21 protein-coding genes are annotated in these 19,025 nt (G+C 61.1%); 9 read left to right on the top strand and 12 right to left on the bottom strand.

What is annotated here, in order from left to right; genetic code table 11:
• Window position 1: 1 nt before the first annotated feature.
• The 3 genes from FHX08_RS20885 to FHX08_RS20875 form a co-directional block, all read right to left on the bottom strand.
• Window positions 2–1,021 carry a LacI family DNA-binding transcriptional regulator gene (locus tag FHX08_RS20885; RefSeq protein ID WP_132656459.1) on the bottom strand — a complete coding sequence of 340 codons (1,020 nt, stop codon included), beginning with the start codon at window positions 1,019–1,021 and terminating at the stop codon, window positions 2–4.
• Window positions 1,022–1,125: 104 nt separating this feature from the next.
• Window positions 1,126–1,566, bottom strand: coding sequence for a VOC family protein (locus FHX08_RS20880; RefSeq protein WP_132656457.1), 441 nt, complete (start codon window positions 1,564–1,566; stop codon window positions 1,126–1,128).
• A gap of 132 nt (window positions 1,567–1,698) precedes the next feature.
• A complete protein-coding gene (locus FHX08_RS20875) occupies window positions 1,699–2,511 on the bottom strand; it encodes an aldo/keto reductase (RefSeq protein ID WP_132656455.1) in 813 nt (270 codons plus the stop codon).
• A 180-nt stretch (window positions 2,512–2,691) separates the two neighbouring features.
• Between FHX08_RS20875 and FHX08_RS20870 the strand changes: the two genes are divergently transcribed.
• From FHX08_RS20870 to FHX08_RS20850, 5 genes are all read left to right on the top strand, one after another.
• Entirely contained in the window at window positions 2,692–3,588 is an 897-nt protein-coding gene (locus FHX08_RS20870) for a carbohydrate ABC transporter permease (protein WP_132656453.1), read from the top strand.
• Window positions 3,585–4,523, top strand: a complete 939-nt coding sequence (locus tag FHX08_RS20865; protein ID WP_132656451.1) for a carbohydrate ABC transporter permease — start codon at window positions 3,585–3,587, stop codon at window positions 4,521–4,523. Before FHX08_RS20870 ends, FHX08_RS20865 begins: the two co-directional genes overlap by 4 nt.
• A gap of 3 nt (window positions 4,524–4,526) precedes the next feature.
• Window positions 4,527–5,627, top strand: coding sequence for an ABC transporter ATP-binding protein (locus tag FHX08_RS20860; RefSeq protein WP_132656449.1), 1,101 nt, complete (start codon window positions 4,527–4,529; stop codon window positions 5,625–5,627).
• A gap of 26 nt (window positions 5,628–5,653) precedes the next feature.
• On the top strand, window positions 5,654–6,901 hold the full coding sequence (locus FHX08_RS20855) for an ABC transporter substrate-binding protein (RefSeq protein WP_132656447.1): 1,248 nt from the start codon (window positions 5,654–5,656) through the stop codon (window positions 6,899–6,901).
• 74 nt (window positions 6,902–6,975) lie between these two features.
• Window positions 6,976–7,470, top strand: a complete 495-nt coding sequence (locus FHX08_RS20850; protein ID WP_132656445.1) for a VOC family protein — start codon at window positions 6,976–6,978, stop codon at window positions 7,468–7,470.
• Window positions 7,471–7,490: 20 nt separating this feature from the next.
• On the opposite strand, the gene nadC is transcribed toward FHX08_RS20850, so the two are convergent.
• The 4 genes from nadC to FHX08_RS20830 all read right to left on the bottom strand — a co-directional run bounded on the left by nadC (window position 7,491) and on the right by FHX08_RS20830 (window position 11,872).
• Entirely contained in the window at window positions 7,491–8,390 is a 900-nt protein-coding gene (nadC, locus tag FHX08_RS20845) for a carboxylating nicotinate-nucleotide diphosphorylase (RefSeq protein WP_132656443.1), read from the bottom strand.
• A gap of 1 nt (window position 8,391) precedes the next feature.
• A complete protein-coding gene (locus FHX08_RS20840; RefSeq protein WP_132656441.1) occupies window positions 8,392–9,936 on the bottom strand; it encodes an L-aspartate oxidase in 1,545 nt (514 codons plus the stop codon).
• Window positions 9,933–10,904 carry a quinolinate synthase NadA gene (nadA, locus tag FHX08_RS20835; RefSeq protein ID WP_132656439.1) on the bottom strand — a complete coding sequence of 324 codons (972 nt, stop codon included), beginning with the start codon at window positions 10,902–10,904 and terminating at the stop codon, window positions 9,933–9,935. Before nadA ends, FHX08_RS20840 begins: the two co-directional genes overlap by 4 nt.
• Window positions 10,905–10,975: 71 nt before the next feature.
• Window positions 10,976–11,872 carry an NrtR DNA-binding winged helix domain-containing protein gene (locus FHX08_RS20830; RefSeq protein WP_132656437.1) on the bottom strand — a complete coding sequence of 299 codons (897 nt, stop codon included), beginning with the start codon at window positions 11,870–11,872 and terminating at the stop codon, window positions 10,976–10,978.
• Window positions 11,873–12,029: 157 nt separating this feature from the next.
• Between FHX08_RS20830 and FHX08_RS20825 the strand changes: the two genes are divergently transcribed.
• Both FHX08_RS20825 and FHX08_RS20820 read left to right on the top strand, forming a co-directional pair.
• A complete protein-coding gene (locus FHX08_RS20825) occupies window positions 12,030–12,275 on the top strand; it encodes a type II toxin-antitoxin system ParD family antitoxin (RefSeq protein WP_132656435.1) in 246 nt (81 codons plus the stop codon).
• Complete coding sequence (locus FHX08_RS20820) at window positions 12,272–12,445, top strand: type II toxin-antitoxin system RelE/ParE family toxin (RefSeq protein WP_132656433.1); 174 nt, start codon at window positions 12,272–12,274, stop codon at window positions 12,443–12,445. The genes FHX08_RS20825 and FHX08_RS20820 overlap by 4 nt, the downstream gene beginning before the upstream one ends.
• Before the next feature lie 170 nt (window positions 12,446–12,615).
• Here FHX08_RS20820 and FHX08_RS20815 read toward each other — a convergent pair whose 3' ends face one another.
• Genes FHX08_RS20815 through FHX08_RS20800 form a run of 4 tightly spaced genes read right to left on the bottom strand, consistent with a single transcriptional unit; the run spans window position 12,616 to window position 16,125 of the window.
• Window positions 12,616–13,419 (bottom strand): 3-methyl-2-oxobutanoate hydroxymethyltransferase, encoded by an 804-nt coding sequence (locus FHX08_RS20815; RefSeq protein ID WP_132656431.1) that lies wholly within the window; start codon window positions 13,417–13,419, stop codon window positions 12,616–12,618.
• 33 nt (window positions 13,420–13,452) lie between these two features.
• Window positions 13,453–14,679: an NAD(P)/FAD-dependent oxidoreductase gene (locus FHX08_RS20810; RefSeq protein ID WP_132656429.1), complete on the bottom strand. Its 1,227-nt coding sequence runs from the start codon at window positions 14,677–14,679 to the stop codon at window positions 13,453–13,455.
• 8 nt (window positions 14,680–14,687) lie between these two features.
• The gene (locus FHX08_RS20805) at window positions 14,688–15,002 is read right to left on the bottom strand and encodes a MocE family 2Fe-2S type ferredoxin (protein ID WP_132656427.1); all 315 of its coding nucleotides are present in this window, start codon (window positions 15,000–15,002) and stop codon (window positions 14,688–14,690) included.
• A gap of 34 nt (window positions 15,003–15,036) precedes the next feature.
• The gene (locus FHX08_RS20800) at window positions 15,037–16,125 is read right to left on the bottom strand and encodes a fatty acid desaturase family protein (RefSeq protein ID WP_132656425.1); all 1,089 of its coding nucleotides are present in this window, start codon (window positions 16,123–16,125) and stop codon (window positions 15,037–15,039) included.
• A 134-nt stretch (window positions 16,126–16,259) separates the two neighbouring features.
• On the opposite strand from FHX08_RS20800, the gene FHX08_RS20795 reads away from it, so the two are divergent.
• Window positions 16,260–17,288 carry a LacI family DNA-binding transcriptional regulator gene (locus tag FHX08_RS20795; RefSeq protein ID WP_132656423.1) on the top strand — a complete coding sequence of 343 codons (1,029 nt, stop codon included), beginning with the start codon at window positions 16,260–16,262 and terminating at the stop codon, window positions 17,286–17,288.
• Window positions 17,289–17,444: 156 nt separating this feature from the next.
• A complete protein-coding gene (locus FHX08_RS20790) occupies window positions 17,445–18,257 on the top strand; it encodes a TIM barrel protein (protein ID WP_132656421.1) in 813 nt (270 codons plus the stop codon).
• Window positions 18,258–18,264: 7 nt separating this feature from the next.
• Here FHX08_RS20790 and cobM read toward each other — a convergent pair whose 3' ends face one another.
• Window positions 18,265–19,023 (bottom strand): precorrin-4 C(11)-methyltransferase, encoded by a 759-nt coding sequence (cobM, locus tag FHX08_RS20785; RefSeq protein WP_132656419.1) that lies wholly within the window; start codon window positions 19,021–19,023, stop codon window positions 18,265–18,267.
• Window positions 19,024–19,025 lie beyond the last annotated feature (2 nt).

The raw sequence follows: 19,025 nt of genomic DNA, 5'->3' as shown, positions 1-19,025 counted from the left end.
TCTAGCTGCGGCCGATGGTGCTTTCCCGGATCACCAGATCCGGTTCGATCTGTGTGATGCGCGGCTCCGGCAGCCCGTCCTTGGCCGCGACCAGCTTCATGAGCCGCTCGACGGCAAGCTCGGTCACCATGTCGACGGCATAGTTGACGCTGGAGATGGGCGTTGCCGCATGTTCGGCAAATTCGATATTGTCGAAGCCGATGATGGCGACATCCTTCGGCACCTGCACGTCATTCTTCTGGCACCAGCGAAGCGCGCCGATGGCAAGCGAATCATTGGCGGTGAAAACCCCCGTCGGCCGGTTCGGTACGTTCATCAGTGCGTCCATCGCCCAATAGCCCTTGATCACCGAATGGCCATGCGGGTCGGCGGCCAGTTTGGGATCGAAAGCGATGCCGGCATCGGCAAGGGCCTGCCTATAACCATCGCTCTTTTCGACATTGCCGAGCGGATTGGCGCTGTCGATGATGCCGATGCGCTTGTGCCCGGTATCGATCAGATGGCGTGTCGCCTTGTAGGCGCCGCGCCGTTCATCGACACAGACGGCGTCGATACCGGCATCGGGATCGCCGACCAGAAGCACGATCGGATAGTTCGATTGCCGGATTTTCCGGATGTGGTCGAGGCGCCGGTGGCTGCGCGGGTAGATGAGCATGCCATCCACCTGGCGCGAGCGGAACATTTCGAGCGCCTTGATTTCCTCCTCGGGATCATTATTGGAGGTGGCAAAAAGCGTGCCGTAGCCGCGCTCGGCCAGCGCCAGCTCGATCGCCTGCGCCGTGCGCGTCAGCGTCGGGTTGGTGATGTCGGTGAGGATGAGTCCGATCGTCTTCGTCTCGCGGCTGACGAGCGACTTGGCGATATGGTTCGGCAGGTAGTTCAGTGCATCGGCCGTCCGGCGGATGAGTTGGCGCGTCTCGTCGGGAATACGCGGGCTGTCGCGCAGTGCCAGCGACACTGTATTGACCGAAAATCCGGTCTTGTCGGCAATGTCTTTGAGGCGAACGCTCGATCTGCTCATGGTCGTCAGTGCTATATTCCGTAGTGCTTATCTTCGTTTCCATAACGCCGGGCTGCGGAAAGCGAAAGGGCAGCCGCGTCGTAGAAGACGGCTGCCCGGCCTCATCATTTTCCCTCGGCATGCAGCCGCTTGATGCCCTGATATTGCAGGCAGTCCGGATGCATTTCCATGAGTTCGATGCGGTTGCCATCGGGATCCTCGATCCAGGCCTGGCGGTTGCCGTCAAGGCCCTGCTTGATCTCGGCTGTCAGCTTGATGCCGGCTGCCTTGATGCGCTCGGCTGTCGCATCGAGATCGTCAATGGTGAAGCACATGTGGTTGACGCCATTGGCATTCCAGCCCGGCGCCCGGTCATTTTCGGCCCCGGGGAAGATTTCGAGATAATGGTCATCGGTGATACGCAGATATACGAGCCATGTGGAGCCGTCGTCGTTCTTCAGGCGCAGCATTTCCGGAAAGCCAAGCCGTTCACGGTAGAACTCGAGCGATGCGTCGAGATCCCTCACTTTGATCGCGACATGGCCGTAGCCGGTAATTCCAAGCATGCTTCCTCCTCTCGTCGGCTCCGAGGGAACCGCCGTTCAATTATTCCATACCGGTAACCCGGATTTAGTTTAACGATAATACACGATCACAATTGATCTGAATGCGGCCGATTGTCAACTGCCCGCATTGGCTCAGTCCCACTTCGGCCCCCAGTCGGGATCGACGACCCGGTGATCGCGGTCGATGGTTTCGATTGCAGCAATCTCGTCAGGCGAAAGCGTGATCGAACTTGCCTTGAAGTTCGAGCGGATGCGCTCCGGCCGGCCCGATGTCGGGATGGTGCAATAGCCCTTGGCAAGCTCGAAGGCGATTGCCACCTGCTCCGGCGTCTCGCCGTGTTTTTCACCGATCGAGCGCAGCACCGGCTCGTCGGAAAGCATACCGCGGGCAATCGGCAGATAGCATGTGACGAGAATTTCCTTTTCCTGGCAATAGTTTGCGAGTTTCTTGTTCTGCAGGATCGGGTTCAGCTCGAACTGGTTGTTGGCGATCTTGCCTTTGCCAAGCAGTGCTTCCGTCTGTTCCAGAAGGGCAATCGTGAAGTTCGACACGCCGATCAGCCTGGTCAGGCCGCGGGCCTGCGCCTCGGCGATCTGGGTCATATAGACCTCCAGCGGAATGCGCCCGTAAGGCGCCGGCCAATGGATCAGCGTCAGGTCCACCTGGTCGATCCTCAGCGCTTCCAGGCTTTTTTCCAGTGAAGGAACGAGCGCGCCAGGGCCGAAATTATCGGTCGAGATCTTCGTCGTCAGAAAGACCTCGTCGCGTTTCAGACCGGAGCGGCGAAGTGCCTCGCCGACTTCGAATTCGGTGTCATAGGTTTGCGCCGTATCGAGATGCCGGTAGCCGGTCTCCAGCGCGCATAGGATCGCATCGATGCCCTCCTTGCCGTTGCGTCCGAACGTCCCAAATCCCATACGCGGAATAACATCCTGTTTTTCCAAGTCTATTTCCTCCCTTTCGCCTCATTCCACCAGGTATTTCCAGAGCTTTGCAACAGCTTGGGGCTGTGTCCAGCGAAAACGCCTGTTGACCTCACGTAAATTTTGATCATAGTTTAACGATAATACAAGCCCGATTTCGGGTGGTGGCCGGTGTGGGAGCGTCGGTCTCGGGAGGAAGTGATGCAGTTACGCTGGAGCCGAATGGCGCCCCAGCTGGCTCTCGCGCCGGCTGTTGCCGTCACCCTTGTCGCATTTGTCGGTGCCATAGGCTGGACCGGCTGGTTGTCGCTGACGCGAAGCCGGCGTCTTCCGGAATATGAGATCGACTGGAGCGAATGGACCCGGCAGTACGAGCGGCTCTTCAACGACGCCGGCTGGACGATTTCGCTGCAGAACCTCGTCATCCTCGGTCTCGGCAGCGCGCTCGCCATCGTCTTCGGCTTCGTTCTGGCGGCGATGATCGACCGCGAATGGCGCGGCGAGAGCTTCTTTCGCACCGTGTTCCTCTATCCTCTGGCAGTGTCGCTGATCGTCACCGGCGCTGCCTGGCGGTGGATCTTCAATCCGCAGCTCGGGCTCGAGAACTTCCTGCATGGGCTGGGCTTCACTTCGGTCAGCTTCAACTGGCTGGCAAGTCCGGATACGGCGATGTACGCCATCATCCTTGCCACGATCTGGCAGAGCTCCGGTTTCTACATGGCTCTGATGCTGTCGGGCCTGAAATCCATCAATACCGAGATCTGGAGTGCGGCGCGTCTCGATGGTGTCAGCTTCTGGCGGCTCTACCTCGAAATCATCATTCCGATGATGAAATTCACCTTCATCACCTGCGCCATCCTGCTCTCGCTCGGCGTCATCAAGGCGTATGACGTTGTTGTCGCCATGACCAATGGGGGGCCAGGCAATTCCACCTGGGTGCCGGCCTATTTCACCATCAACGCGCTCTCGGCCAAAAGCAATATCGGCTACGCCTCGGCAGCGGCCATCACCATGCTCGTCATCACCGCGGCGATCTTCCTGCCGCTAGTGCTGATCACCGCCTGGCAGCAGCGCCGGGCGAACGGAGGCGGACGATGAATATGCTCACCCAGGCGGCCGCGCTCGAAGACGCCGTCAATGCCTCGCCGCAGCCTGCCGGCCCCTTCTTTCCGCGCAAGAAGAAGCGCATCCCCGGACGTTCAATCGCCATTCTCATGTTTCTGACGATCTGCGCGCTGTTTTTCTGCGTGCCGCTTTATGTCGTCGTCGTCACTTCCTTCAAGACCATGGACCAGATCCGCGAAGGCGCAATCTTCTCGCTGCCGCAGGTCTGGACGCTGGAGGCCTGGGATCACGCCTGGAACAAGGCCTGCTCGGGCATCAACTGCAACGGACTGAAGGTCGGCTTCTGGAATTCGGTGCTGATCCTCTTTCCCTCGCTTGCCCTCTCCATCGCGCTGTCGATCGTGACCGGTTATGCGCTGGCGCTCTGGAACGTGCGCTGGGCCAACGCCTTCCTGTTCCTGCTATTCATCTGCGCCTTCGTGCCTTTCCAGGTGATCATGTATCCGTTGATCCGGATTACCGCGACGATCGGCATCTATGGCACGCTCTGGGGGATCGCGGCCGTCCATGCGGTCCTTGCCATGCCGGTGCTGACGCTGATCTTCCGCAATTATTACAAGGATATTCCCCAAGAGATCATGCGGGCGGCGATCATCGATTCCGGCTCCTTCTGGCGGATCTTCTTCGAGATCATCCTGCCGATGTCCGGCAATATCCTGATCGTCGTTCTGATCCTGCAGATCACCTCGATCTGGAACGACTATCTGATCGGTGTCACCTTCGGCGGTCTCGGCACGCAGCCGATGACGGTCATACTCGCCAATCTCATCACCGTCTCGACCGGCGTCGTTGCCTATAACGACAATATGGCGGCTGCACTTCTGACCGCCATTCCGCCCCTCGTCATCTATTTCCTCGTCGGCAAATTCTTCGTTCAGGGAATTACAGCCGGCGCGATCAAGGGTTGAGCCATGCCGCGCGTCTCCTTCGAACACATCGTCAAGTCCTTCGGCGCCGTGACGATCCTGAACGACCTCAATCTTTCGGTCGATGACGGCGATTTCCTCGTGCTGCTCGGGCCGTCCGGCTGCGGCAAGACCACGCTGCTGAACCTGCTTGCCGGGCTTCTGGAAGTCAGTGACGGCCGCATCATGATCGGCGAACGCGACGTGACCGACCTCGATCCGCGCGACCGCGGGCTTGCCATGGTCTTTCAATCCTATGCGCTCTATCCGACCAAGACCGTCTACGGGAATCTGAAATTCGGGCTCGCCGCAAGCAAGCTCGACCGGGCCGAGATCGAGCGCCGCATCACTGTCGCCGCCAAACTGCTGCAGATCGAGCCGCTGCTCAAGCGCAAACCCGGCCAGCTTTCCGGCGGCCAGCGCCAGCGCGTTGCGATCGGCCGTGCGCTGGTCAAGCAGGCGGGCGTCATCCTCTTCGACGAGCCATTGTCGAACCTCGATGCCAAGCTGCGTACCGAAATGCGCCTCGAGATCAAGAAGCTGCACGACACGCTGAAGCCGACCGTCGTCTATGTGACCCACGACCAGATCGAAGCGATGACGATGGCAACCCGGATCGCCGTCATGGATGGCGGCGTCATCCAGCAGTTCGGCACGCCCGACGAAATCTACGGCCGGCCGGCCAATCTCTTCGTCGCAGGCTTTATCGGCGCACCGGCCATGAACCTACGCAAGGCACGGCTGACGGTGAACGGCAGCAGCATCAGGGCCGCATTCGACACCGGCGATGCCATCGATCTCGGCGATTATGCCTTTTCGAAGAGGCCGGAAAGCGGTGCAGAAGTCATCGTCGGCTTGCGGCCCGAACATTTCGTCGTCGCCGAACAGCCGATTGCCAATGCGGCGGCACGTTTCGAACTGCCTTTGCGTCAGGCCGAACGCACCGGCTCGGATGCGACGGCCTATCTCGGTTTCGGAGAACAGCTTCTGGCACTGCGCGTCGATCCGGATCGCGCCGCCGGTTTTGCGTCCGGCCAGACCGTGCGGGCCGAATTTCCGCGCGGCAAGGCGAATGTCTTTAATGCCCAGACCGGGCAGCGGATGTGAATGAAGAACCGATGGGAGGAATGGAAATGATGAACAGGATTATTGCCGGCATCACAGCCGCATTGCTTGCAGGCGCCGCTCCCGTGGCCGCGCACGCGACGGAACTAGTAATCTACCATACCTGGTCCGCGCCTCCGGAAGTGGCGGCGCTGAATGTCCTGAAGAAGAATCTCGAGGCTAAGGGCCACACATGGACCGATATCGCCATCCCGCACGACACCGGCTCAAACGTCAACCTGATGAACCTCGTTGCCGGCGGCAATCCGCCGAACCTCTTCATGGAATCCAATCCCGGCGTCTATCGGGATCTCACGAAACAGGGTTTCGGAAGGCCGCTCACCGATTTCTTCAAGGACCATGGCTATCCTAACAAATATCCTGACGCGGTTGCCCATTCGATGGTCGTCGATGACCAAGTCATGAAAGTGCCGACCGCGCTGCACATTGACGGCATGGTCTATTACAATATGGACGTCGCCAAGAAAGTCGGCGTCGACCCGGCCGCCTGGACGTCGCTCGATCAGATGTTTGCCGACTTCGACAAGATCAAAGCCGCCGGCATCATTCCGCTCGCCGTCGGCGGCCAGCAGTGGCAGGTTGGCTACCTCACCCACGCACTGGCGGCGACGATCGGCGGACCGGAATTCTTCAACAGGATCTATGGCGAGAAGCCCGATCCGGCCGTTTTCGACACGCCGGAATTCAAGCAGATCTTCGAATATCTGCGCAAGTTCCAGCAGGCAGCCGATAGTGGTTCGGCCAACCGCGAATGGAACCTGACGACCAATCTCGTCATCACCGGCAAGGCGCTGATGCAGATCCATGGCGACTGGATGAAGGGCGAGTGGCTGGCAGCCGGCAAGACGGCCGGAAAGGATTTCGGCTGCATCCAGATCCCTGGCGCCAAGGCCGTGGTTGCGACCGTCGACAGCTGGGGTCTGCTCGGCGGCCAGCCAGCGGACAAGGACAAGGCCGAACTCGACTTTGCCTCCATCGTCGTCGATCCCAGCGTGCAGGCTGAATTTGCCAAGGCGAAGGGCTCCACGCCTGTGCGCCTCGACGCGCCGCAGGATAGCCTCGATGCCTGCTCGAAGGAGGTGCTGAAGATCGTCGCCGATCCGAAGCATCAGGTGCAGAACCCGCATGCGATCAGCGATGCCGACTGGGAAAATTCGATCTGGGACGTCGTGTTCAATTTCTGGAGCGATCCCAACATGAGCGTCGAAGACGCGATATCCAAGATCAAGGAAAATTACCAAACCATCCTTGGTTGAAAGCCCTTCCTCCCGGAGGGCGGTCCGTTTCAGATTGGCGGGCCGTCCTCCCGTTGCCCAAAATGGAGAGTTTGATGGACAAGCGTTTGCTTGATGAAGACGCCGTGATGCAGATCTGCTTTGTCACCGACGATGTGGAAAAATCAGCCCGCTGGTTTTCCGACCTGACGGGCAAGCCCGTTCCCCCCGAGGGCAAGGCTGCCGATCCCGAGGAGGCCAAGGCAATCTATAATGGCAAGCCTGCCGAGGTTGGCTGCCGCATCATCATGTTCAAGTTCGGCAATATCGATGTGGAATTCCTGCAGCCGGGTCCGGAAAAGAGTGCCTGGCGCGACCTTCTGGAAGAGAAAGGCCCCGGCTGCCACCACATCGCCTTCAAGACGAAGAACCTGACCAACCGCAATCGCTACCTCGAAGACAAGGGGCACCGCCTGCTGCAGCGGGGCGAATTCGACGGCAGCCACGGACGCTACGCCTATTACGACACCGTGAAGGATCTTGGCGTCATGATCGAGCTTCTGGAATTCAACTCGGACATGGAGCCTCAACCCCAGCACCAGCCGGCTTGAACCTTTGCCGGCCGGCTTGGTCAGAAGGCCTGAGCAAGCCGGCGCAAAGGTGTTGCCGCGCCCTCTGCGGCTTCGACGAAGTCGAGGCCGATATCGAGCACCGGGGCGCTATGCGTCAGCCAGCCGACGGAGATCAGGTCGACGCCCGAGGCGGCAATGGCAGGGGCCGTTGCCGGCGTCACGCGGCCCGAAGCCTCGGTGATCGCGCGCCCGGCGACGATACCGACGGCCTCGCGCAGCTGGTCGGGCGTCATGTTGTCGAGGAGGACGGCATCGACCCCCTCGCCCATCGCCTCGTGCAGCTGGTCGAGCGTGTCGACCTCGACCTCGATCTTGACCATATGGCCGACGCCGGCCTTTGCGCGGCGGATCGCTTCCGCCACGCCGCCGGCAATGGCGACGTGATTATCCTTGATCAGTACGGCGTCGTTGAGCGCGAAGCGGTGGTTCATGCCGCCGCCGGCGCGCACGGCGTATTTTTCGAGCGCCCGGAGGCCAGGCGTTGTCTTGCGGGTGCAGACGACGGAAGCTTTGGTGTTGCGGATCGCCTCGACGATGCCTGAGGTCACCGTGGCGATGCCCGAGAGATGGCCGAGGAAATTCAGCGCGGTGCGCTCAGCCGTCAGCAACCCGCGTGAGGGGCCTTCAATGGTGGCGATGACAGCGCCCGGCTGAACAGCGGCACCATCGGGCAGATGCCGTTTCAAGGTGATAGCGGGATCGACGAGCTGAAAGGCAAGCTCGGCCGCATCGAGACCGGCCACCACACCCGGCTGGCGGGCGGCCATGACGACCGTCGATCGATGTTCCCCTGGGATGACGGCGGCGGAGGTGATATCGCCGGCAAGGCCAAGATCCTCGGCAAGGGCCGCGCGCACGAGCGGTTCGACAATGACGCGCGGAAGGGAAGCGAGGCTCATCTCAGGCACTCCTTGCAAGGGGATGGGAAGCGGTGACGCGGGCGATCTCCAGCGCCTCGGCCAGCGTCATTTTCCGTCGGGCGGCTTCGGCCCGTTTCAACGGGAAATCAGTGCGGGCATGGGCGCCGCGCGATTCCGCTCGCAGGCTTGCGAAAACTGCAATCAGCAGCGCCACGATGGCGGGATCGGAAGCAGGACTGTTGCCTTCTGCGAGCGGCAGCAGGCTTGCCACGGCGCCATGGATGGCGCCTGCATTGCGCAACACACCCAGATGACGCGAGACGATCGGCCGGATGGACGAAGGATCGGCCGCCACCGGCAGCGTAAAGTTTGCCCCAGGCGTCGGCGGTTTTGCAGTCGGTCGCGAAAGAATATCGCGCGCGGCGCGCACGCCCATGACGGCTGCCTCCAGGAGCGAATTGCTGGCAAGCCGGTTTGCGCCATGCAGGCCGGTGGAGGCTGCTTCGCCGGCAACCCATAGCCCGGCAACGGAGCTGCGGCCATGCGCATCGGTTGCGACCCCGCCCATATGATAGTGGACGGCGGGGCGCACTGGGATGAGCTGGCGGCTGGCATCGATGCCCGCTTCCCGGCAGAGCGCATCGATGACGGGGAAGCGAGCGGCAAAACGATCGCCAAGTGCCTCTCGGGCGTCCAGGAAGACCCTGCCGCCACGCGCCAGTTCGGCGCTTATGGCGCGCGCCACCACATCGCGCGGGGCAAGTTCTGCGCCTGCCACGCTAGCCATGAAACGATCACCGCTCTCATTGACGAGAACGGCGCCTTCACCACGCACCGCCTCGCTGACGAGCGCCAGGGGCCGGCGGCGGGAGTCGAGCGCGGTCGGGTGAAACTGCACGAATTCCAAATCGGCGAGCTCGGCTCCGGCGCGGGCCGCAAGCATGATCCCTTGCCCGAAATTGCCGGTCGGATTGGTGGTCGCTTCATAGAGCCCGCCGATGCCGCCGGTTGCAAGCACGATCCGCCGCGTCGGCAGGATGACCGCACCGTGATTACCGGCGCAGGCAAGGCCGGTGACACCCGCTTCGTCCGTCAGGATGCGACGGGCTTCCAGTCCTTCGAGCACAGTGACGGAGGGCGTCGCGACAACGGCAGAAACGAGCGCACGTATAATCTCCGCACCCGATCCATCACCTTGCGCATGCACGATGCGATGGCGGCTATGGGCCGCTTCCAGGCCCAGCGACAGAGTACCGTCAGCTGTCCGGTCGAACTGGACACCGGCACGTTCGAGCGCGGCAATGGCGGCCGGCGCCTCGGTGACGATGCCGGCAGCGATCGCCGGATCGCAAAGCCCATCGCCGGCAGCAAGTGTGTCTGCAAGATGCAGTTCGGCGCTGTCATCGGCGCCCAAAGCGGCGGCGATGCCGCCCTGCGCCCATGCGCTCGACGTCTCTGCACCTAGGCCGGCGCGGGTGACGATGACAACGGGTTCGGGCGCCAGGGTCAACGCCGCCATCAATCCCGCAAGACCGCTGCCGACGATGACAGTGCGGCCGGCAAATTGCTCCAATATGGCGCTCATATCGCAAGCATCCTCTCGACAGCCCGCCGAGCCGCTGCGGCGATCGAGGGGTCGACGGTCACTTCGTGGCGGTTTTCCTCGAGCGCCGTGCGAATGTTGGAAAGCGTGATGCGCTTCATATGCGGGCAGAGATTGCAGGGGCGGATGAATTCGACATCAGGGTGATGCACGGCGACATTGTCGCTCATCGAGCATTCGGTGAGCAGCACGACGCGGGCCGGCTTCTTCTGCCCGACATAATCGGACATGACGGCGGTGGAGCCGGCGAAATCCGCCTCGGCGACGACGTCGGGCGGGCATTCGGGATGGGCAAGCACCGTCACGCCCGGATGGTTTTCGCGCAACTGCCGCACATCATCGGCGGTAAAGAGTTCATGCACCTCGCAATGTCCGTGCCAGGCGATGATCTCCACATCGGTTTCCTTGGCGACATTGCGCGCGAGATATTCGTCCGGAATCATCAGCACGCGCGGCACGCCGAGAGATTCGACCGCCTTCCTGGCATTGCCTGAGGTGCAGCAGATATCCGAGGCAGCTTTGACGGCAGCCGAGGTGTTGACATAGGTGATGACAGGCACGCCCGGATGGGCCTGGCGCAGCAACGCGACATCCTCGGGCGTGATGGATTCGGCGAGCGAACAGCCGGCGCCGAGATCAGGGATCAGCACCGTCTTTTCCGGGTTCAGGAGCTTTGCCGTCTCGGCCATGAAATGCACGCCGGCCAGCACGATCACGTCGGCATCGACCTCGATCGCCTTGCGCGCCAAAGCCAGGCTATCGCCGACGATATCGGCGACGCCATGGAAGATTTCCGGCGTCTGATAGTTGTGCGCGAGGATGACCGCATTGCGTTTGCGCTTCAGCTCGAGGATCGCTTCGACATCGTCCTGAAACGTCAGCCATTCGGCTTTGGGAATGACGCGGCTGACGCGGTCATAGAGGGAAGACGCGGATACGAGGTGGTTCATTGCCGGCTCCATCAATTATGCTCGATCTGAGTATATCCTGAGCAAAGAGATATTCTCACTATGAGCATATGTCAATTGCGGGAGAGCGGTAATTTCGTTCCGGCGAGCGCGCGCTCTTCGAGAATGGTCTGGCGGAAGCGGAAGAGCTTCGCCGGCCGGCCGCCGGTTTCGCTTGTTGCCTCGCCGGTCTCCTCCACCAGTTCCTGCTGTTCGATCAGGCGGCGGAAGTTTTGCTTGTGCAGCGTCAGGCCGGCCAGAGCCTCGACGGCGCGCTGCAATTGCAGCAGGGTGAAGCTTTCGGGCATGAGCTCGAAAACGACCGGGCGATATTTGATCTTGGCGCGAAGCCTGGCGATGCCGGTTGCCAGAATCCGTCGGTGATCGGCAAACATCGGCCGGCCGAGATTGTCGTCCTTGCCGCAACCGGCCTCGGCAACAAGACCTGCCTCGTAGAGCAGCTCATAGCGCTGCAGCGTCAAATCCTCATTCCATCTGGCGCCATCGAGCCCGAAGGTGAAATCGGCGCGGCGATGCCTGTATTCGCGCTTGGCAGGCTCGGCATCGGCCCAGCCCCGCAGCCGCGCGATGAGTTCATCGAGAATTTCCGGACGCCCGTCGCGATGATCCTCCCAGGGGAAATATTCATACCAGCCGTGCCAGCCCGGCCGCCCGGCTCCCGACTGTTCGTTGACGAGGCCGAGATAGCTGATCGAGATGGTGCGACCGCCCTGGATATCATTATTCCGGTCGCGGTCGGCAAAGGTGTAGAGCTGCTCCAGAAAGCCGACCGGATGGGCAGTCTGTTCCTGGATCCATTCGCGAAGGCCCGACTGCAGCGTGCGATGGCCCATTTCGAAAGGGCCTGATGGAAGCGCATCGCCATTGCGGATCGTCATGACGCGCGGCTCGTCGCCCGTCACAGCGACGAGAACCGCAATCAGTTCCGCATGTGCAAAGCCTATCGTCATCGGCGCCTGAGAATCTGTTCCTGATGGATCTATTCTCTGACATAGGGCCGTATCAATGCCAATGAGGGCTCGCCTGCTCCCCGGTAAAGAAGCGGCGCCGAATTGAGGGTAGGGTTACCAAAAATTGGTATATATTGGTAACATTCAGGAGGCTCTCATGTCGAAAAATACATCGATTGCGTTGGGCGATCATTTTGCAGGTTTCGTCGAACGACAAATCATTGAAGGCCGCTATGGCTCGGCGAGCGAAGTCATCAGGGCCGGTCTGCGGCTTCTGGAGGAGCATGAGGCCAAGGTGAAGGCGCTACGCGATGCAATCGGTATCGGCATCGATAGCGGCGGTGCCGAGGATTTCGATTTCGACACATTCCTCGACCGAAAGCGTCGGAAGCGAGCAAGATGAAAGGCTACATCCTTTCAAGGGCCGCCGTCGCCGATCTCGACAATATCTGGGATTATACTTTTGAGAATTGGGGCGAAGAGCAGGCGGATCGCTATGTCAACGATATCCGAAAGGCTTGCGAAGACTTGAGTGCGGGTGCCCGGACAGGACGGCCGATTGACGATATTTAGCCGGGCCTATTTAAGCTCAATGTGAACTCACATTCCTATTTTATCGCGCGATTGAAAATGGCCGGACCGAAATCGTTCCTATCCTGCATAAGCGAATGAATGTGGAGGCACGGCTCGGCGAAACGCCTCTGCACTGAGTGCGTCTCGCCGAAGAACCGGCCAGGCGGGCCTCACGGTTCCCCTTCCAGCCGATGCAGGAAATTGCGCAACTCGGCCTCGTCGATGCCGACGAGGTGGCGTTTTTCCGGATAGGCGCCGGAGCGGATATCTTCGGCGAGTTCACTGAAGGCGGCGACGCGTTCGCGCTGCAGCCGGTCATATTCGGCCGCAAAGTTACGATAGATCTTCGCATGGCGCGGAGTGTGGTCGCGGTTGGAGCCGAGCACGTCGTCGGCAAAGAGATATTGCGCATCGCAGCCACGGCCTGCACCCATCGATATCATCAGCATCGACGTGTTGTCGGAAATCGCCTCGGCGACATCGCCGGGAACCACTTCGATCTCGGCTGCGAAAGCGCCTGCCTCTTCCAATGCCTTCGTTTGGCGCCAGACTTCGAAGGCGCTCGCCGCCGTCTTGCCGACGGCACGGAAACCGCCGGTCCAGGTGGCTTTCGATGGAATGAGGCCGACATGGCCGCAGACGGGAATGCCCTCGTCGCGCATGCGGCGGATGGTCTGCAGGCTCGCGGCGCAATAGACGGCATCGCCGCCCGTCTTCAATGCCTTGAAAGCCTCGCGCATGTAGTCTTCAGCGGAGACATGGTCGCCATATTCAAGGCCGGGAATGGCAAAAGGCGACGGTGCTGCCTCGCGAAAAGCCGGACCAAGCAGGGCAGGCGGCACCGAGACCATATCGATGCCGGCCTTTTCGGCGGCCTCTGCCTCCTCGAGCGAGGTAATGCGCAGCATGGTCAGCTGGCGCTTTCCCTTGAGTGCAAGCAGATCTGCGACCGTCGCGCGATTATGTTTCTTCATCGCAATGTCCTTTTGGGCCGATATGGGGAATTCTCAGGCGGCGAGCAGCGTCTTCAGCTTGACGTTGCTGGCGGTGAGCGCGGCAGGATCGGGATAGGCGCGTGCTGATATCAGCATTTCGGCCAGCCGGATGTCGCGCGCTACCGCATTGCCCGGCCCAATGCCGCTTGCGGCAAGGAGCCGGCCTTCGGCATTGAGATGGAAGAGAATGAAGGCGCCCTCGCCGAGATCGCGGCGCAGATGCGTGACCGCGCCATCGGCAAGTCCCGCGATCTGCAGCGTCATGTCATATTGATCCGACCAGAACCACGGCACCGCGGAGATCGGCATGTCGGCGCCAAGCATGTTGGCGGCAGCAAGGGTGCCCTGCTCCTGCGCGTTGCGCCAGGATTCCAGCCGCACCCGCCGACCGCCATAGATATCAAGCGGAAAGGAGCAGCAGTCACCGGCGGCAAAGATATCAAGCGCCGACGTACGCAGCCGGTCATCGACGGCAATCCCGTTGTCGATCTCAAGCCCTGCAGCTTCCGCGAGTTCGATATTCGGCCGCGCGCCGATGCCGATCAGCGCGAGATCCGCCTCGATCGTCTCGCCGGACGAAAGTCGGATAACGGCCTTGCCTTCCCGTTCCGAGAGCGTCTCGATGGAAGCGCTGCAACGCAGATCGACGCCTTCGGCACGATGGCGTTCGCTGATCAGATGCGCGATATCTTCGGGAACGCCCCGCTTCAGCACCCGCTCCAGCCCTTCGATGAGAACCACATCCGCGCCGAGCTGGCGGGCGGTAGCCGCAACCTCCAGACCGATGAAACCGCCGCCGATGACGGCAAGCCGCCTACCTGGCTGCAGTATTGCACGCAAGGTGATCGCATCATGATGGGTGCGCAGCGAGCGGATATGGCTGCTGTTTGCCGGAGCATTCGGGAAATTGCGGGCGCTGGCGCCCGTCGCAAGTAGCAGCCGATCATAAGCAAGATGACCGCCATCCGACAGGGTGACGGTGTGGGCCTCGGCATCGAGACCCGTTGCCGTTACGTCGGTCAGCAGCCGGATGTTGCCCGCGGCATAGGTTTCGTGCGTCGCGATGAATTTTGGATCGACGCTGCCCGACAAACCGGCCTTGGAAAGCGGCGGTCGCTCATAGGGCGGGTGCGGTTCCGAGCCGACGAGCGTGATCTTGCCGTCAAACCCCTTTTCCCGGAGCGCGAAGGCGGCGCGTGCACCGCATTCTCCCGCCCCTATGATGACGAAATGGGCCATGGCGCACCTCAGATCGCAATGAAGATGGCGCCGTCTTTGACCTTGACGGGATAGGTCTTCAGATTGACGCAGACCGGCGCCCCCTTGGCTTCGCCAGTCCTGTAGTTGAAGCGGCCATTGTGCTTGGGACACTCGATGATATCGTCCATGACAAGCCCGTCGGCGAGATGGATCTGCTCATGGGTGCAGAGCCCGTCGGTGGCAAAGAATTCATCATCCGGGCTGCGATAGACCGCGAACGTGCGGCCGCCATGATCGAAACGGATGACGTCCTCCTCGTCGATCTCGTCCTTACCGCAAACCTCGATCCAGTTTCCGCTCATCTCGTTTCCTCCCTTGATCCTGTTCTTGAACTGTTTATTGGGCTGCGGCCGCAAGTTCGGCGTGGAATTCCTCGCGATAGGGGCGCGCTGTCGGCGGCAGTTCCCGCTTCAGGAAATAGTCCTCGTTGCGAAGCTGACGCAGGAAGGCCGGAATCATCTCCTTGTAGCCGGACCAGATCGACTGGTTGGCCGCCGGCAGGTCGTGTTTGATCATCGCATGTAGCTTCGGCAGCGCGTGGTACGGCACCATCGGAAACATGTGATGCTCGACGTGATAGTTCATATTCCAGTAGATGAAGCGGCTGATCGGGTTCATGTAGACGGTGCGGCTGTTCAGCCGGTGGTCGATGACGTTGTCGGCAAGCCCTCCATGCTGCAAAAGGCCGGTCAGAACGTGATGCCAGGCGCCGTAGAGGCGCGGCAGGCCGATCAGCATCAGCGGCAGGATCGAGCCCGTGTAGATGGCGAGCGCTATTGTGACGACGTAGATCGCAAGCCAAATGCGGGCGATGCGGATCGCCTTCGGCTGCTCCATTTCCGGAATGAAGGTCTTCTCCTCGGCGCTGATAATACCGGCTGCATTGCGCAGCATGTCGACCATCGCGTGCCAGACGTCGTGGATGCCGAAAAAGTTCAGGATCAGCCGCAGCAGGTCCGGCGGTCGCATGACGGCGATTTCCGGATCACGGCCGACGATGACGGTGTCGGTATGGTGGCGCGTATGGCTCCACCGCCAGGTCACCGGATTGCGCATGATCATGAAGCAGGCGATCTGGTAGACGGCATCGTTCATCCAGCGCGTCTTGAAGGCCGTGCCGTGGCCGCATTCATGCCAGCGGCTGTCGGAGGCCGAGCCGTAGAGCACGCCGTAAGCCATGAAGAAAGGTAGGACGATCCAGGAGCCCCAGAAATAGATTCCGAATCCGGCGAAAACCGCCATTGCGCCGAACCACAGCGCCGTATCGCGGATAGCCGGCGCGTCCGAACGCTGCATCAGCGCCTTCATCTCCTTGCGAGGGATGTCGGTGTGGTACCATTCGGCAGCCGCCAGTCCGGTTTCGACCGCCGTGCGTCCGCTCTCGCCCAAAAGGCTGTAATCGCGCCTTCTTGCCTCGCCAGCCATGCCTTCCTCCCTGCCAAGCTCCATGCCAGGAGAATAAGTTGACTTCCGAATGCGCTCAATGCAGGCTTGATATATTCTATCAGAAGCCATCAAGATTGGCTTTCATCTGTGATTGAAAACTATCAGGAAAGACTATGCGCCGTCCGACCATTTCCGATCTCGCCCAGGCCTCCGGTGTCAGTGTCGCGACCGTCGATCGTGTGCTGAACGGCCGCCATCGGGTGCGCGAGGAAACGGCTCGACGCGTCTATGATGCGGCCCAATCGATCGGCTATCATGCGGTGGGATTGATCCGCCAACGCGTCTTCGAGGATCTGCCGCAATATCGTCTGGCCTTCCTGCTGCAGAAGCCGACGCAGCCATTCTACCAGGCCTTCGCCCGCGAGATCGAAACGGCTGCCCGCAACGTCACGACCGCGCGTATCCAGACACAGGTGGAATATCCGGCGACCGCAACGCCAGCGGCAATCGTCGAGAAGATCAGGCTGCTTGGCACGAGAAACCAGGCCGTTGCCCTCGTCGGGCCGGATTATCCGGCGGTAACGGCAGCAGTCGAGGAGTTGAAGGAGCGCGGCATTCCGGTTTTCTCGCTGCTTTCGGATCTCGCGACCGGTGTGCGCGATGCCTATGTTGGGGTCAACAACCGCAAGGTCGGCCGTACCGCCGCCTGGATGATCGCAAAGACATCGCGCCGACCCGGGAAGGTCGCCTGTTTCGTCGGTAGTCATCGATTCCACGGTCATGAGCTGCGCGAGATGGGCTTCCGCTCCTATTTCCGCGAAGAGGCCCCCGACTTCGAGGTGGTCGAAACGCTGATCAATCTGGAAACGCCTGAGATCACCCATGAGGCGACGCTGACGCTTTTGCAGAAACATCCCGATCTCGTCGGCCTCTATGTCTGCGGCGGCGGCATGGAGGGGGCGATCTCGGCATTTCGCGAGGAAGGAATCGGCGGCGGCATTGTGCTCATCGTCAACGAACTGACATCAGACAGCAAGGCGGGTCTTGCCGACGGTATCGTCACCATGGCGATCGGCACGCCGCTGCCGGCGCTCTGCAAGGAGGTGGTCTCCCTGATGACGGGCGCACTGGAGAACGGCGAGATAGCCGTTCCCGGCCAGTCTTTCCTGCCCTTCGAGGTCTTCCTGCCTGAAAATATCTAGAAATGATGGAATCCCATCATATCAACTGAAATTCTATCAGCAATGATAGGCTTTCAATCTCGTCGCCGATGGACGATTGGCCAAATTGCAGTAGACATTCCTCGACCATTCAAAATGTCCTCGTCCAAAAGCGGGGAATCGAGGAGGAGACTTCGCATGGCATCCATTCGTTTCGCGCTGAACCACATGGCGGCGCCCGCGCTTTCGATCGAAGATTTCTTCGCGCTTGCCGTTTCGCTCGGCATTGACGCCGTGGAGATCCGCAACGACCTCGCCGGCAATGCCATCCTCGATGGTACGCGGCCGGAGGTGATCAGGCAGGCCGCGGCCCGCCACGGCGTCGGCATCATCTCTATCAATGCGCTGCAGCGCTTCAACGAATGGAACGCCACCCGCGAGAGGGAAGCCCGCGAGCTGATCGACTATGCCAAGGCCGTTGGCTCGCAGGCTTTGGTTCTCGTTCCGAAGAATGATGGCACGGGCCGCGCCGATGGTGAACGTCAGGCCAATCTGCGCCAGTCGCTCGAAGCTCTTCGGCCGATGCTCGATGCCGCCGGCATCGTTGGCCTTGTCGAGCCGCTCGGCTTCGAGATCTGCTCGTTGCGCTCCAAGGCGGAAGCGGCCGATGTGATCGAGACATTGGGCGCGCAGCCGACCTTCCGGCTGGTGCATGACACGTTCCACCACCATCTTGCCGGTGAGGCGCTGATGTTCCCGCATCTGACGGGGCTCGTGCATATTTCCGGTGCCAGCGATCCCGCCGTTTCCGTCTCCGACATGCGTGACCCGCATCGCGTACTCGTGGCTGCCGACGACCGGCTCGGCAATGCTGCCCAGATCCGCGCGCTGCTGCAGGCAAGCTACAAAGGCCCATTCTCCTTCGAGCCTTTCGCAGCCGAAGTCCATGCGCTGAAGGATCCCGCTTCCGCGCTGAAGGCCAGCATGGATTACCTGTCATCCCAGGTCTGAGCCAAGCTTATTCGCGGCCGCGGAAACGGCGCTGATAGGCAGGGTCATAAAGCGAGCTCTCGCGGAAATCCTCAGCCGCAAGTGAGCGACCGACGAAGATGATCGCTGTGCGTTCGACTGGCTCGGCCGCCACCTTCCCCTCGATATCGGCGAGCGTGCCGCGCAGGATGCGCTCGTCCGGCCAGCTGGCTTTCACCACGACGGCCACGGGGCAGGCTGCGCCATAAAGCGGCGTCAGCTCCGCGACGACGTGGGGCAGCGCGTGAATGGCGAGATGAATCGCCAGCGTCGCGCCAGTCGCGCCGAATTTCGCTAGCGTCTCCTCATTTGGCATCGGCGAGGCGCGGCCGGATACACGCGTCAGCACGAGGCTCTGCGCCACCGCCGGGATCGTCAGCTCGCGGCCGAGTGCGGAGGCGGCTGCCGCGAAGGCGGGAACGCCCGGCGTCATCGTGTAGTCGAGCCCATGCTTTTCCAGCCGTCGGATCTGCTCGGCGACCGCGCTCCAGACCGAGAGATCGCCCGAATGCAGCCGCGCCACATCTTCGCTGGCCGCTGCGGCGCGCAGATATTCCGCTTCGATCTCATCGAGCGACATTGGCGCCGTATCGATGATGCGCGCGCCCGGTGGGCAATATTGCAGCAGTTCAGGCGAGACGATCGATCCGGCATAGAGGCAGACCGGGCATTTGCCGATCAGATCACGCCCACGCACTGTGATGAGATCGGCAGCGCCTGGCCCGGCGCCGATGAAATGAACCGTCATTT

Origin of the sequence: Rhizobium sp. BK529 (assembly GCF_014194105.1) — a bacterium.
In the GTDB taxonomy this organism is placed as follows: domain Bacteria; phylum Pseudomonadota; class Alphaproteobacteria; order Rhizobiales; family Rhizobiaceae; genus Rhizobium.
This window is presented reverse-complemented; position numbering and strand designations above follow the sequence as displayed.

Bases quoted from the DNA above. Each gene is read 5' to 3' on its own strand.
- FHX08_RS20885 (WP_132656459.1), bottom strand. From the start codon at position 1,021: ATGAGCAGATCGAGCGTTCGCCTCAAAGACATTGCCGACAAGACCGGA.
- FHX08_RS20880 (WP_132656457.1), bottom strand. From the start codon at position 1,566: ATGCTTGGAATTACCGGCTACGGCCATGTCGCGATCAAAGTGAGGGAT.
- FHX08_RS20870 (WP_132656453.1), top strand. From the start codon at position 2,692: ATGCAGTTACGCTGGAGCCGAATGGCGCCCCAGCTGGCTCTCGCGCCG.
- FHX08_RS20865 (WP_132656451.1), top strand. From the start codon at position 3,585: ATGAATATGCTCACCCAGGCGGCCGCGCTCGAAGACGCCGTCAATGCC.
- FHX08_RS20860 (WP_132656449.1), top strand. From the start codon at position 4,527: ATGCCGCGCGTCTCCTTCGAACACATCGTCAAGTCCTTCGGCGCCGTG.
- FHX08_RS20855 (WP_132656447.1), top strand. From the start codon at position 5,654: ATGATGAACAGGATTATTGCCGGCATCACAGCCGCATTGCTTGCAGGC.
- FHX08_RS20850 (WP_132656445.1), top strand. From the start codon at position 6,976: ATGGACAAGCGTTTGCTTGATGAAGACGCCGTGATGCAGATCTGCTTT.
- nadC (WP_132656443.1), bottom strand. From the start codon at position 8,390: ATGAGCCTCGCTTCCCTTCCGCGCGTCATTGTCGAACCGCTCGTGCGC.
- FHX08_RS20840 (WP_132656441.1), bottom strand. From the start codon at position 9,936: ATGAGCGCCATATTGGAGCAATTTGCCGGCCGCACTGTCATCGTCGGC.
- nadA (WP_132656439.1), bottom strand. From the start codon at position 10,904: ATGAACCACCTCGTATCCGCGTCTTCCCTCTATGACCGCGTCAGCCGC.
- FHX08_RS20830 (WP_132656437.1), bottom strand. From the start codon at position 11,872: ATGACGATAGGCTTTGCACATGCGGAACTGATTGCGGTTCTCGTCGCT.
- FHX08_RS20825 (WP_132656435.1), top strand. From the start codon at position 12,030: ATGTCGAAAAATACATCGATTGCGTTGGGCGATCATTTTGCAGGTTTC.
- FHX08_RS20820 (WP_132656433.1), top strand. From the start codon at position 12,272: ATGAAAGGCTACATCCTTTCAAGGGCCGCCGTCGCCGATCTCGACAAT.
- FHX08_RS20815 (WP_132656431.1), bottom strand. From the start codon at position 13,419: ATGAAGAAACATAATCGCGCGACGGTCGCAGATCTGCTTGCACTCAAG.
- FHX08_RS20810 (WP_132656429.1), bottom strand. From the start codon at position 14,679: ATGGCCCATTTCGTCATCATAGGGGCGGGAGAATGCGGTGCACGCGCC.
- FHX08_RS20805 (WP_132656427.1), bottom strand. From the start codon at position 15,002: ATGAGCGGAAACTGGATCGAGGTTTGCGGTAAGGACGAGATCGACGAG.
- FHX08_RS20800 (WP_132656425.1), bottom strand. From the start codon at position 16,125: ATGGCTGGCGAGGCAAGAAGGCGCGATTACAGCCTTTTGGGCGAGAGC.
- FHX08_RS20795 (WP_132656423.1), top strand. From the start codon at position 16,260: ATGCGCCGTCCGACCATTTCCGATCTCGCCCAGGCCTCCGGTGTCAGT.
- FHX08_RS20790 (WP_132656421.1), top strand. From the start codon at position 17,445: ATGGCATCCATTCGTTTCGCGCTGAACCACATGGCGGCGCCCGCGCTT.
- cobM (WP_132656419.1), bottom strand. From the start codon at position 19,023: ATGACGGTTCATTTCATCGGCGCCGGGCCAGGCGCTGCCGATCTCATC.